General features: G+C 46.4%; 10 protein-coding genes and 2 tRNA genes. 4 read left to right on the forward strand and 8 right to left on the reverse strand.

Annotated features, from left to right (window positions below; genetic code table 11):
• Nucleotides 1-15 precede the first annotated feature (15 nt).
• On the forward strand, nucleotides 16-2,418 hold the full coding sequence (locus HLM86_RS12470) for a hypothetical protein (protein WP_076590362.1): 2,403 nt from the start codon (nucleotides 16-18) through the stop codon (nucleotides 2,416-2,418).
• A gap of 60 nt (nucleotides 2,419-2,478) precedes the next feature.
• On the opposite strand, the gene HLM86_RS12475 is transcribed toward HLM86_RS12470, so the two are convergent.
• From HLM86_RS12475 to HLM86_RS12495, 5 genes are all read right to left on the reverse strand, one after another.
• A tRNA-Cys gene (locus tag HLM86_RS12475) sits at nucleotides 2,479-2,552 on the reverse strand.
• A 20-nt stretch (nucleotides 2,553-2,572) separates the two neighbouring features.
• Nucleotides 2,573-2,659, reverse strand: a tRNA-Leu gene (locus HLM86_RS12480).
• Between the two features lie 217 nt (nucleotides 2,660-2,876).
• Entirely contained in the window at nucleotides 2,877-3,251 is a 375-nt protein-coding gene (locus HLM86_RS12485; RefSeq protein WP_076590344.1) for an MmcQ/YjbR family DNA-binding protein, read from the reverse strand.
• A 38-nt stretch (nucleotides 3,252-3,289) separates the two neighbouring features.
• Complete coding sequence (locus HLM86_RS12490) at nucleotides 3,290-3,649, reverse strand: HopJ type III effector protein (protein WP_170883081.1); 360 nt, start codon at nucleotides 3,647-3,649, stop codon at nucleotides 3,290-3,292.
• A 120-nt stretch (nucleotides 3,650-3,769) separates the two neighbouring features.
• Entirely contained in the window at nucleotides 3,770-6,082 is a 2,313-nt protein-coding gene (locus tag HLM86_RS12495) for a methyl-accepting chemotaxis protein (protein WP_170883016.1), read from the reverse strand.
• 725 nt (nucleotides 6,083-6,807) lie between these two features.
• Between HLM86_RS12495 and pdhA the strand changes: the two genes are divergently transcribed.
• The 3 genes from pdhA to HLM86_RS12510 are packed head-to-tail and all read left to right on the forward strand — an operon-like array spanning nucleotide 6,808 to nucleotide 10,014.
• A complete protein-coding gene (gene pdhA, locus HLM86_RS12500) occupies nucleotides 6,808-7,902 on the forward strand; it encodes a pyruvate dehydrogenase (acetyl-transferring) E1 component subunit alpha (RefSeq protein WP_076590342.1) in 1,095 nt (364 codons plus the stop codon).
• Complete coding sequence (locus HLM86_RS12505) at nucleotides 7,895-8,878, forward strand: alpha-ketoacid dehydrogenase subunit beta (RefSeq protein WP_076590341.1); 984 nt, start codon at nucleotides 7,895-7,897, stop codon at nucleotides 8,876-8,878. The genes pdhA and HLM86_RS12505 overlap by 8 nt, the downstream gene beginning before the upstream one ends.
• Nucleotides 8,875-10,014 (forward strand): dihydrolipoamide acetyltransferase family protein, encoded by a 1,140-nt coding sequence (locus HLM86_RS12510; protein ID WP_076590340.1) that lies wholly within the window; start codon nucleotides 8,875-8,877, stop codon nucleotides 10,012-10,014. The genes HLM86_RS12505 and HLM86_RS12510 overlap by 4 nt, the downstream gene beginning before the upstream one ends.
• Here the strand turns inward: HLM86_RS12510 and HLM86_RS12515 are convergent.
• The 3 genes from HLM86_RS12515 to HLM86_RS12525 all read right to left on the reverse strand — a co-directional run bounded on the left by HLM86_RS12515 (nucleotide 10,011) and on the right by HLM86_RS12525 (nucleotide 12,988).
• On the reverse strand, nucleotides 10,011-11,198 hold the full coding sequence (locus HLM86_RS12515) for a GGDEF domain-containing protein (RefSeq protein ID WP_076590339.1): 1,188 nt from the start codon (nucleotides 11,196-11,198) through the stop codon (nucleotides 10,011-10,013). The two genes, HLM86_RS12510 and HLM86_RS12515, sit on opposite strands and share 4 nt — an antisense overlap.
• 90 nt (nucleotides 11,199-11,288) lie before the next feature.
• Nucleotides 11,289-12,227 (reverse strand): electron transfer flavoprotein subunit alpha/FixB family protein, encoded by a 939-nt coding sequence (locus tag HLM86_RS12520; RefSeq protein ID WP_076590338.1) that lies wholly within the window; start codon nucleotides 12,225-12,227, stop codon nucleotides 11,289-11,291.
• An 11-nt stretch (nucleotides 12,228-12,238) separates the two neighbouring features.
• Entirely contained in the window at nucleotides 12,239-12,988 is a 750-nt protein-coding gene (locus HLM86_RS12525) for an electron transfer flavoprotein subunit beta/FixA family protein (RefSeq protein WP_076590337.1), read from the reverse strand.
• Between the last annotated feature and the right edge of the window lie 57 nt (nucleotides 12,989-13,045).

Here is a 13,045-nt window from a genome sequence, read left to right on the forward strand (position 1 = left end):
AATGAGGAAATAATGATGAATAAAATACTCGCTTTGGCTGCATTAGCAGCAGGATCCAACGGTGCTTTGGCGTCAGATTGGCTTGACATCAATCAATTGCCTTCAAACCTTCAGTATCCGGTGTGGATTGATAGCCCATATACCAGCAATGACTCACTCACCCGTTCCACCTCCGATTTATACATCAACTTAAAACAGTGGATAGATGAACAAAATCTGTATCAAACCAAGCCCACTAAAGTGTATATTTTTGCCGATACACTTGAGGTCAGCGAAAATTTCAATTTGGTGCTAAACAACCAAAATATCGTTATTTTTGCTCGCCGAATCATCGGAACGGGCAGGCCGACTTTCGTGTTAGGACAACAAGGCGCCGCAGCCTCTATTACCGTCATCGCTGAAGAAATGGAAACGCCATTCAACGTTATCGCATTTAATCAGGAAGGAGGCGTAACAGCCGATACGATAGCCAACAATGAGGTCACCGGCACTTCGGTGATACTTGCGGGTGAACATTATATCAAACAACCACTGACCACAAATATCGAAGCCGATACCACTCTCGCACACACGCAATTTTCGGACATTATGAACCGGAGTTTCGATATGGCAACGAGCCTTTATGATCAAAAACCGGCAGTCAGTCTTAAGTTGCTCAGCTGGATTGAACAGAGTCTGCGTCAAGCCAAAGCAACGGTCTCTGAAGACAGTTTGTTAACCGACTTGTACCTTCAAACGATTGCGTTCAAACAATTTGTAGAGCTCAGCAGCCGTTCAGACCGCTTTGTCCCTTATCTGGATCGGACTCTGTATCAGGATAAATATCAAGCTTACCTTGAGGCGATGATCGCTTTTGAACAAAAACGCGAGTCCGTGTCCGGAAGCAAGGCCAGTGTCGAGGACAAAATTGAAAACGCCCGACTCTCTTTGGCGCATGTCGACGATGTTTTAGAATCTCAAAATTCGATCATTGCACAGTCCGAGCAAAATGTAACAACGCTCTTGAACAGTTTGAGTGATGTCGAAACTCAGTACAAAACACAGGAGTTAACCGCATTAAGCGCCCGAAGCCAATACCTCTATGGTGTGGAAGTTTGGAAAACCAAACAACAACTTGAAGCCGCGCTGGCTATCTTCAAAGCCGTAGCAGAAATTGGCAGTGCAGTCAGCGGTGTATTTACTGGTAACTTGTCAGGCATCAATGATTTAACAGAACAGCTTTCAAAAACCCCAGAAGCACTCGATAAAGCTAAAAATCTGGTGACCAACATAAAAAATGTAACGGGAATTATTGATAACATCACCAAAACCGTGACTGGAATTGGCGCACTGACTCAAGAAGTCAAATCAACCATACGGCTTCAAACCCTTTCACAAAAAGTAGAGGCATTTAATTTTGCCCTTCCTTCCCTCAATGAAAGTAATCTCGCCTGGGATTTGATGTTGGCTGAAGTCAGAAGTAACCTTCGATATGCACAATCACTAAAAATTCGGGGTGCTCGAAACTATCTCCTCGAACTTGAAAAACAGGTCCTACTCGGTAAAGCCATCAACGCATCGCAACTCAACTTAGTACAGGAACAAGCGACACAGATAGACCTCATCTTGACACGTAAAGTTACCCTCAATCAGAAGCAACGACTGAGCCAGATGATCGATAATGCCGCGCAAGATAATGAAGCTCTCAAGGCTATTGAACAAGAACTCGCAAGAGTCGCATTGCATTTCAAACGCCCGATGTTCGTCGCTCTATCAAACTATATCGCCGCATACGAATACTGGTCATTAAAAGACAGTGATATAAAACCAAGCCTGAATAAGTCCTATCTGGATTACCAATTTGATTTGGCTTCAATAGAAAACGAATATATTAATGCATTGAATCAGTTCCACCCTGCTCCTCAGGACTTCACTGTCGACAACTTTGTTATTGATGATCAAGAACAAATCGCATCGCTAGCGAAGACTGGACAGCTAAACTTTAAACTGCCACTTGAGCAAACGCAGTTTTGTGGGTTTGATCGAGTGAGGTTAGACACGATTCGCATTTTCCTTGAAGGCGCTAACTTACCCTATGGTAAACAGTTCAATCTTAGTATCTCGACTGGCGGGACCTATCAAGACCGTTACAATGGAAAGACGTTTGAATTCAGTGCAAACCCGCTACGCCGAGCTTTCTATTATCGACTGGATGATGCGACCAATAATCAGGTGAGCATTATTACGGACGGCGCATTATCCAACAAATTCGCTTACGCCTATTTTGAACCTACGCCATTCACGAGTTGGAATGCCACATTAAATAATTTTGATGTAGCAGAGCCTGAGAACAATCAATACCTAACCTCAGTTGAGCGCGTGCGCGTTGAGTTTTCAGGCAATGGTATTCCTAACGGCGGGCATTGTTCCAACGAGTAAATCGGCAAACATCAGATACAAAAAAACCAGCTAGAGCTGGCCTGAACACTTAGAAGAGAATGGAGGCGCGTCCCGGAGTCGAACCGAGGTCCACGGATTTGCAATCCGCTGCATAGCCACTCTGCCAACGCGCCTTTTAATTCTCAACAATAGATGGTGCCCCGGGCCGGACTTGAACCGGCACAGCGCGAACGCCGAGGGATTTTAAATCCCTTGTGTCTACCAATTCCACCACCAGGGCAACGCAGTCATGCGATGGTAACACCATCTCTCTCGGCTTGTGCCGTGAGAACGAGGCGTACTTTAACGGATTGAGATTTTAGGTCAACAATAAATTTTAAATAAATGATTTAAGTGGTTAAAATCCAGACCATAAGCATGAATTACAAGCAAAGAGGTTGAATTTCAACCAAAGAATCCCACCATAAGCCTAATGCTCACCGCGGAGACGCCCCTTCCTAGGGCACGTATTTAGAAGGAGCCATGGTTAGATGTGCGCGTTGAGCGCGAGTTAACGTGCCAACGACTAATTCGTAAGAACGTTCACACAAATCTTGAATCAAGCCGTATTCAACATCCCCAGGGTAATAAACCGTGACCCAGTGTTTTTTGTTCGTATGGTAACCTGGCGTCAGATCAGAAAACTGTGAAGCCAGTACTTCTCCGTCTGCGGGTTTAACTTTGACCGTCACGTATTCGCGCCCCTCTCCTTGCGACAGTATCGCAAACATTTTCCCCTGCACTTTATAGACTAAAGCTTCTGGGCCAAAGGGATAATCCTGCGTCGCACCGATAAAAGTGTCGAGGTAAGTGACCAACGTGCTTTTATTCATTTATTGCCCCAACGATAACGAGCCCCCTGATGCCTAAATCAGGATCTTGGCCATGGTCTCTCTCTCAAGGGTGAAAATTCAAATTCAATACCCGACCAACCGTGCACCATAAAACAGCGAATATTCGCATGATCTGAGCCTTGTGGATTGAGCAAGACATCGTGACGGTAAAACTGGCCAAAACAGGCCAACGTTTGCTGTTTCGACAACCCCACTTTTGTACCAAACGCAAAAATCTTACATGAGCCATTATTTTGGTCAGCCTCATTTAAGATATCGCCATTTCGAAATGGTGTTGAAGTAAACACATAGCGTGAACCGATAAAGGCTAGCGTTTCTTCAAATGTTACTTGATGAGGTGCCACCTTGAGTTTATCAATAAACGCGTCTAATTCCATTGCCATACACTGATCCTATTTGTGATTGAGATCAGTGTATGGCAACGGTGAACAAACTTAAAGTATCACCTCCACGCCTGATGAAGACATAACGTGGCTCGAACCTCATCGTCGAACGCCCTAGTATTTGAACTGGGAGACTTCACCATTGAGATGCTCAGACTGTGAGGAGAGATCTTGTAACACTTGGTCCGCATCACTAACTTGAGCTGACACCGCTGAAGAAGCGTCGGCAATTGACGTTATGCTACCACTGATTTCATCTGTTACCGCTTTCTGTTCTTCCGTGGCCGCTGCGATTTGAATATTCATCTCATTCAAATCGCCCAGCATTGTGACAATTTGTTCGAGCATCGCGGTATTTTTATCGCAAGTGTCCACCCCTTGTGAAACCGTGCGATTGGCATTTTCAATGCTGTTTGACACACTGCTCGTTTCTCTTTGTAGTGCCTCTATCTTGTTGCGAATTTCCTCGGTAGACGACTGAGTGCGCCCCGCGAGCGAACGGACTTCATCAGCCACGACGGCAAAACCCCTTCCTTGTTCTCCCGCCCGAGCGGCTTCGATTGCCGCGTTGAGGGCCAATAAATTGGTTTGCTCTGCAATTCCCTGAATCACGTCTAACACTTCTGCAATGGAATTACTCTCATTGTGTAATCGACCAATCGCATCAACCGCCGTTTTCATTTCTTCATTCAACTGGGCAATTTCGCTCCCTAAATGACGCCCAACTTTCACCCCTTCACTTCCTGTATCGTTCGCGTTTTTTACAAACTCTGCCGCTCGGCTGGCAAACTGAGCAACCTCAGCGATGGAGGCACTCATTTCATTAACCGCCGTTGCAACAGACTCCGTCCTATGATTTTGGTCGTTCACTGAATCGCGTGTACTGTTCATGTTACCGGCCATACTTTGTGTATTGCGATTTAAACCGTCAGTGGCCTCAGCAAATTTTTGAATGATGGTTTGCAATTGAACAAAAAGACCATTCAAAGATCTCGCCAAATCACTCATTTCATCATTCCCTTCCACATTTAAGCGCGCTCTCAAATCATTTTCTTGGCTAATGCACTCAATTTTTTTGCAGGCTGATACAATCGGATGAGAAATACTGCGCCCCAAAAAATAGGAGACCAGTGCCGAACCAATAACGCCAAAGGCGATACACATCAACACGGTGACAATATTAGATTGAACCAACCTATCGACATCGGCTAACGCTTCTCCTTTATTCATTTCGGTAATGATCACCCATTCCAAACCTGCAGCATCCAAAGGTGCGAAGACGGATAAAACGTCTACCCCACGATAACCCTTTATCACCAGCGCACCACTTTCTCCCTGAAAAGCCGATCGAATTGACTGATTATCTAAACGCTGTCGACCCATGGCTGAGGACTTACCTTGAATCTGAGTAAGCAAAGATTGCTCCACTCCAGATGCCTCAAGTACCGAGTAATAAACGTCTGAGTTTTCAATCAAAAGTCTCGGTTCACTGCGCAGCAGATTGTCGCTCCCGACAAGGTAAGTTTCTCCACTTTCACCGAGACCCGCATATTGCCAATCTTCACCAAACGTCATAATACTTTTGATTTCGTCAACTGGCATTTGAAAAATCAGGACACCTGAGAGTTGACCATTTGAGGTGATCGGCGTAGCAATGAACGAAGCTGCCGCTTCATAGGATGGGTAGTAGGGTGAAAAATCTTCTAGGTGGTATTCTCCCCCCTCTAAGTTCAATGCTTGTTTATACGCGCTGGCAAGACCACTACCAGCGTAAGGGCCTGACCGCAAATTAGTGGCATAATCGAGTTCTTTGAACACGGAATAAACCACATTCCCTTGGGTATCCACCAGAAAGATGTCGTAGTAACCAAACTCTTCTAAGAAGCCTTTAATACTCGGATGATATTTGGCGTGAACGAGATCATACGATGTGTCAAGCGTATCTCTCATCAGCTGGTGCTTCTCGCCGAGCGGGTTGGGGTTTACACCAATATAACGGGCCTGCAACGCTTTGCCTTTCAATGATAATTTATCTAAGCGCTGCAACGCATTTGCTGACAGGCCACCATTTGATGCCCTGTAAGTTTCCCCAAAACTAGACCGATAGTAATTCGACAGGCGAGAGACGTCCTCCTCACCTACGGCACCCACCGGATACTCTTGAAACGCATCACTAAAAGCCAACATCGCGTCTTCAATACCAATTGAGTGAGCCGCCGTTACAATCTGTCCTCTTATCTGTTGAAAATATTGCTCAATTTCGCTCTTTTTAATCTCTCTGACTGAAGTCAACTGATTGGTCGCGCGTTGAAATAACGCCTCCTCGGACAGTTGAGACGCTTTCCAACCGACAAACATCCCTGCTAAAACCACCGCAACACTACACAGCAGCGTAGATGCCAACACAATTTTTGATGCAATTTTCATAGTGAAACCTTCGCGAAAAGTATTTTTCGCGCCTTAACATTTCTCAGATGCCAGCCAACTCACTATGGATTATTGTTATTCTAGATGCATAAACGTCTCTAATATTATGCATAAATGACAAATTTATCTATTCACATTTGAATGCATTGCGCTGTCTTGCCAATACCCCTTAGCAACGGGCAATATCCAAGAGGGGCTACACCCTAACTTCTCTTAATACCGTCAATAACATAAACCCGTTCCCTCTCTCACCAAAAAACAGCTATCTCGCTGCACAAACCAACAAATAACATACATATCATTATAACTTTAATGCTTAATTTTATGTAAATTGCGCGCTTTTCATAAAATCAATACAAAAAAATCGAGATAATATTCTTACAAAATTCATCAATTCAGTAGTGAATGTTTTCAGGTTTCCCCACTTACTAGGAAAAGAACTAGTGTTTTCGTCTGTTTTTTAACGTTTGTAAGATTTACTTTACTCCACAGCAGGGGACGAATTCATGCGATATTTAACATTTTGGTTACACTTAAGTTAACGGATACATCGAGATTCATCACTGCTTAGATGGCATTTGATAGTGGTAAAAAGTGCTGACACTTAAATTCTCAGAATTCTATATTACTCAGAAGCATTCATCATAACGCAGCAAGTATCGATGTAGACCGGATGATCTTTTTCTCAATGCTGCCCAATCAGGCAGCTAAACAAGGAGCTTGAAATGAACGTTCAGGCATTACCCATGAAACGGTTTATCGACCATCATGGAGAAGTTGTTAGTGAACTCCCAGAGTGGGCTGATCCCGAAACTCTGACAAAGTTCTACTGTGATATGGTTATCGCGCGTACCTACGACAATAAAGCTGTCGCTCTGCAAAGGACAGGAAAACTTGGTACTTATCCCTCGCACCTCGGAGCAGAAGCCTTTGGTATTGCCATCGGACACGCCTTACGTGTTCAAGATGTCTTTGTCCCCTATTATCGTGACATGCCAGCGATGTGGGTTCGTGGAATTGGTATGGAAAAAAACCTTCAGTATTGGGGCGGAGATGAACGCGGCAGTGACTTCAGATCAGAAGAGAGCCCAGTTCCAAGCAAGGATTTGCCTTTCTGTGTTCCGATCGCCACCCAATGTACCCACGCCGTCGGGGTCGCCGCTGCTCTCAAAATTCAGGGGGATCACCATGCCGCTTTAGTCACTTGTGGAGACGGGGCGACCTCTAAAGGCGATTTCCTAGAATCGATTAACTGTGCAGGAGCCTGGAACATCCCGTTGGTGTTTGTCGTCAACAATAATCAGTGGGCGATTTCCGTCCCTCGTTCACTGCAATGTGCCGCCGACTTTCTCTCTGAAAAAGCCAATGGTTCTGGGATACCCGGTATTACCGTTGACGGTAATGATGTCATCGCTATGTATGACACAGTATCAAAGTCGCTTGACCGCGCGCGCAAAGGTAAAGGAGCAACACTGATAGAAGCGATCAGCTATCGTCTTAGTGATCACACCACAGCGGATGACGCCAGCCGTTACCGCAGTGCCGATGAACTCAACCAAGCCTGGCAGTATGAACCGATACTCAGATTGAAAAAATATCTGATGCAGCAAGGGTTGTGGTCAGACGAACAAGAGCAGGCCCTGTTAGTAGAAAGCAAGCAGGAAGTTGAAAAAGCGGTAGAAAGATACCTCAACCTGCCGCCACAAGCGCCAGAATCGGCGTTCGACTATTTATACGAATCCCCAGTCACTGAACTGAACAAACAACGTGATGAGCTCATCAACAAAGCGATACGAATGCAGGGAGGCAAGCATGGCTGAAATAACCTTGGTTGAAGCGGTTAACCTCGCTTTGCATCATGAGATGACCAAAGATTCTCAAGTGGTCGTGTTAGGTGAAGATGTTGGGGACAATGGCGGTGTGTTTCGTGCCACTGTTGGCCTGAAGGAAAAGTTTGGTCTCAAACGTGTCATGGATACGCCACTTGCTGAAGCTTTGATTGGTGGTGTCAGTGTTGGTATGGCGAGCCAAGGCATGAGACCTGTCGCTGAATTTCAATTCCAAGGGTTTGTTTTCCCCGCGTTAGAGCATTTGATGTGCCATGCAGCGCGAATACGTAACCGCACCCGAGGACGTCTCACCTGTCCGGCCGTTTTCCGCGCCCCTTTTGGTGGCGGCATTCACGCCCCAGAGCATCATTCGGAAAGCATCGAAGCCATGTTCGCTCATATCCCAGGCTTTCGCGTGGTGATTCCATCATCGCCTCAACGTGCCTACGGCCTTCTGCTCGCCGCGATTCGAAGTAATGATCCCGTGATGTTCTTTGAACCGAAGCGCATCTATCGCACCGTAAAATCGAACGTCGTGGATAACGGAGAAGCCCTGCCTCTCGATTGCTGCTTCACTTTACGCAAAGGCCGTGACCTCACGTTGGTCACTTGGGGCGCGTGTGTGGTCGAGTCATTACAGGCGGCACAAACCTTGTCTCAACAAGGAATTGAGGCAGAAGTCATTGACTTAGCCAGTATTAAACCTATCGATATGGACACCATTTTGAAGTCTCTGGATAAAACGGGTCGATTACTGGTCGTTCATGAAGCGAGTAAAACCTGCGGCGTGGGTGCAGAAATCATCGCCAGAACCGCTGAAAATTCGATGTGTACATTAAAAGCGCCACCAAAACGCGTAACAGGAATGGATACCATTATGCCGTATTACCGAAATGAAGACTATTTTATGATTCAGGAAGAAGACATTGTTATTGCAGCAAAAGAGCTTGTGGAGGGTTGGAAATGAAATCATTTTTACTGCCTGATCTCGGGGAAGGACTGGCCGAATCTGAAATTGTGCAATGGCATGTCAATTTGGGCGACATCGTTGAACTCGACCAAGTGATATTAACCGTTGAGACAGCAAAAGCGGTCGTTGACGTTCCAGCACCGTACAGCGGAAAAATTGTCAGCCGTCATGGTGAAGAAGGCGATGTCGTCAGTATCGGCAGCTTATTACTTGAAATTGAAGAATCGGGCGCGTCAGCGAACGCATCCAAGGAAAGACAAAAAGACGCAGCAACAGTGGTCGGAAATGTATCCAGCCATACCCATAAGGTCGATGTTGATGATTTCTGGATTGGTTCCTCGCACAATGGCCCCAGCGACGCCCCACTGACTGCGATGCCATCCGCTCGTTTACTCGCCAAAAAGCTCGGTGTCGATTTAATTCATGTCAAAGGAAGTGGTCATGGTGGAATGATTACCGACGCAGACATCTATGACGAGGCCGGCAAGCAAAAACCAGGGACGGAAGTTCTAAAAGGCGCTCGCCGCACCATGGTCGGAACCATGACCGAATCTCACCATAATGTCGCGTCGGTGACCATCACTGAGGAAGCCGTTTTAGAAAAATGGCAAAAAGGCGAAGACATTTCGGGTCGTCTCGTTCGAGCGGTGGTTAACGCGTGTGAGCAAGAGCCCGCCTTAAACGCTTGGTTCGACGCAGAAACCATGACACGTTGCGTCCACAACACCGTCAATATTGGTATTGCCGTGGACAGCAGTCATGGGTTATACGTGCCCGTGTTAAGAAACGCAAACGAAGTGAAAACGAACGATATTCGCGGTTGGCTCAATGACACAGTGAAAGGGATTCGTGATCGAAAGATAGGCCGAGAACAGCTCCAGCATGCAACAATCACTTTATCTAACTTTGGGGCAATTGCTGGCATTTATGCGACACCGGTCGTGTCTCCGCCGCAAGTGGCGATCGTCGGTGCTGGGCGCATTATTGAGAAAGTCGTGCTTCGAAACAATAAAGCCGTCGCGGTGAAGGCGATGCCCATTTCGGTGACATTTGATCATCGTGCTTGTACAGGCGGTGAAGCCGCGCGTTTCACTAAAGTGTTGGTAGAACATTTGGAAAAAGCCACAGCTTAGGCTTGTGGTTCAACAGGCCCTGGGCTTTGTTGACTAAAAACAACTTGGTTGCGACCATTTTGTTTCGCGCTATAGAGCGCCTTATCGGCCCGCTCTATAGCCGCTTTCCAATTTTCTGCTCCAGTGAACTGTGTGACCCCAAAACTGGCCGTGCATTCCTCTTCGTTACTGGGCAAAAGTTTGGCCTTCATAATCGCTTCTCTGAGTTTTTCTGCCACCGTAACGGCGGCGGCCTGATCAGTATTGGGTAATATGATTAGAAATTCTTCACCTCCATAACGAAAACTTAGGTCATCTCTACGGGTTTGAAGTATCAATAGTTTTCCTGTTGTTCTTAGCACTCTATCTCCTGCTTGGTGCCCATAAGTATCATTCACTTTCTTGAAATGATCGATATCCAAAAGCACCACAGACAACGGCTGGTTGTGTCTGATCGATCTCGCCATCTCTTTAGGCAATAACTCTTCGAGCGCTCTGCGGTTATAGAGCTGGGTTAACTCATCTTTTATTGAGGTATCGTAGATGGTCGCCACCAGCCGCCCAGTCAGCATCCATGTCACCGAGAAGCCAATAAAAATGACCATGAGCAAAGTCGTAATGAATGCTAGCTGATGCACGGTGCCAGACATCATGAAGTCGTCTATTCTGGTTTCGAACAACGTCCAGAAGAAGCGGAACAAGCTATAAATACCTTGGGTCGCCAGTCCTGCCGACAAAAGAAATTTAGAGGGAGAAATGTCAGCGCTTTTTCCTTTCCGGTTCGCTAACATCGCCAAAAAACACAAAGCAGACACGAAAGTCGACATTAAAATGACCCGTGCGTTGGTCGAGGGTACAAACAAGGTGAAATACGTCAGACCAATCACCACAATCGGAAAGCTGTAGAAGCCACAATTCGCCAGCCTTTTGTCAAAGCCTCTAAACTGGCAGACACCAAGCAACAACACGATGTAACTAAACACCATAATAGAGTTGGCGAGGATTTTTGACACCCAGTGGCTGATGTGATTGCCAAAGCTGAGCAAAATAAAGCTGGTGGACAGCAACAACAGAAAAAAAGCAATCGTACTGATGCCGTTCACTGTAGGCTGAAGTTTCTGAATCAGCACCAAGCCGATGCAATAACACATCGACAATAAGACGCAGATAATAGACAAGGTAGTTATATCTAAATGTACGGCCATAGAGCCTCCTCTTAGTAAATGATTGTAGGAGACTTGTGAGCATTTTACTTACTAAAACGCCTGCACTTTTAGCAGGCGCTTGTTAAGGGCCTAAAGAGCGTCTGTCAATTCGGGGAGGATCTCAAACAAATCGCCAACTAATCCATAGTCCGCAATTTGAAAAATCGGTGCCTCTGGGTCACTATTGATCGCCACGATCACCTTGGAGTCTTTCATGCCAGCCAAGTGTTGAATAGCGCCCGAAATCCCAATAGCGATGTAAAGGTCTGGGGCCACAATCTTGCCCGTCTGACCGACTTGAAGGTCATTGGGCACAAAGCCAGCATCAACGGCGGCTCGTGAGGCACCGATCGCTCCACCCAGTTTATCCGCCAGTTGTTCAACCATGGCAAAATTTTCTTTGCTGCCTAGACCGCGGCCACCCGACACAACGACTTTCGCCGCTGCTAACTCTGGGCGCTCACTTTGAGTCTGCTGCCGAGAAACTAAACGAGATAACTCATTACTTATCTGTATCTCTAGAGTTTGTATCTCGGCATCCGTAGAGGTCGATGACTCAGGTGCGTCAAATGCTGAACTACGAATCGTCATCACCTTAACCCGATCGGTCGATTTGACGCGAGCCAAAGCATTGCCTGCATAAATCGGCCTAACCACCGTATCGTCAGACTCAATTTTAATCACGTCCGACAATTGGCCCACATCAAGCAGCGCCGCGACTCTCGGCATTAAGTTCTTACCAAAGGTCGTTGCCGGTGCCAAAATATGGGTAAATCCCTCCCCCGCTTGTTTGACTAACAAGGCCGTATTTTCAGCAAGATGTGCCTGATAATGCTCACTGTCAGCCACCAACACCTCATTGACTGAAGTGAGTTTGGATACAGCGTTAGCCACCGATAGGCAACCACAGCCAAACACCAAAGCGGTGACCTGACCACTTAAAAAAGAAGCCGCGGACAGGGTTTTCAGCGTATCGGCGTTAAGACGCTCATTGTCATGTTCAACAACCACCAAAGTTTTTGTATTCATCTCACTTCTCCTCACCCTATCTCAGCCTGACTTTTCAGTGTTTCGACTAATTCACTCACGCTGCTGAGCATTTCTCCACCTGATCGCTCTGCAGGGGCCATGACTTCCAAGATTTGTTGAGAGAAAACAACATCAATCCCCAGATCTTCGGGCTCCAATACTTCAAGAGGTTTCTTTTTCGCTTTCATAATATTGGGTAGAGAGGCATATCTTGGTTCATTGAGCCGTAGATCGGTACTGACGATGGCGGGTAATTCGAGGGCTAAGGTTTCTAAACCGCCATCGACTTCTCTCGTGACAAGAACTTGCTCTCCCTCCAGCTCAATAATTGAGGCAAACGTTCCCTGTGGCCTACCCGTCAATGCGGCCAGCATCTGCGCAACCTGATTGTTGTCGCTGTCGATCGATTGCTTCCCGAGCAAAACTAAGCCTGGTTGCTCCTTACTCCATAGGGCAGTTAACAGCTTTGCGACTGCCAAAGGCTCAGGTATTTCTGAGGTCTTAATATGAATCGCTTTGTCAGCGCCTAACGCTAAGGCACCTCTCAAGTTTTCCTGACAACTCGCATCGCCGATGGACACCGCAATCACCTCATTGGCGTGACCCGATTCCTTCATGCGAACGGCTTCTTCTACCGCAATTTCACAAAATGGGTTCATCGACATTTTCACGTTGTTGGTTTCAACACCGCTGCCATCATGTTTCACCCTCACTTTGACATAGGGGTCTATCACTCGCTTTATGGCTACTATGACTTTCACATATCCTCCTTGGCACTAAAGCATTCCTACGACGGTAACAAATTGAGCATTCATGTC

It is taken from the genome of Vibrio ostreicida (assembly GCF_013074385.2).
Classification (GTDB): Bacteria; Pseudomonadota; Gammaproteobacteria; order Enterobacterales; family Vibrionaceae; genus Vibrio; species Vibrio ostreicida.

Bases quoted from the DNA above. Each gene is read 5' to 3' on its own strand.
- pdhA (WP_076590342.1), top strand. From the start codon at position 6,808: ATGAACGTTCAGGCATTACCCATGAAACGGTTTATCGACCATCATGGA.
- HLM86_RS12510 (WP_076590340.1), top strand. From the start codon at position 8,875: ATGAAATCATTTTTACTGCCTGATCTCGGGGAAGGACTGGCCGAATCT.
- HLM86_RS12485 (WP_076590344.1), bottom strand. From the start codon at position 3,251: ATGAATAAAAGCACGTTGGTCACTTACCTCGACACTTTTATCGGTGCG.
- HLM86_RS12515 (WP_076590339.1), bottom strand. From the start codon at position 11,198: ATGGCCGTACATTTAGATATAACTACCTTGTCTATTATCTGCGTCTTA.
- HLM86_RS12505 (WP_076590341.1), top strand. From the start codon at position 7,895: ATGGCTGAAATAACCTTGGTTGAAGCGGTTAACCTCGCTTTGCATCAT.
- HLM86_RS12495 (WP_170883016.1), bottom strand. From the start codon at position 6,082: ATGAAAATTGCATCAAAAATTGTGTTGGCATCTACGCTGCTGTGTAGT.
- HLM86_RS12520 (WP_076590338.1), bottom strand. From the start codon at position 12,227: ATGAATACAAAAACTTTGGTGGTTGTTGAACATGACAATGAGCGTCTT.
- HLM86_RS12470 (WP_076590362.1), top strand. From the start codon at position 16: ATGAATAAAATACTCGCTTTGGCTGCATTAGCAGCAGGATCCAACGGT.
- HLM86_RS12490 (WP_170883081.1), bottom strand. From the start codon at position 3,649: ATGGAATTAGACGCGTTTATTGATAAACTCAAGGTGGCACCTCATCAA.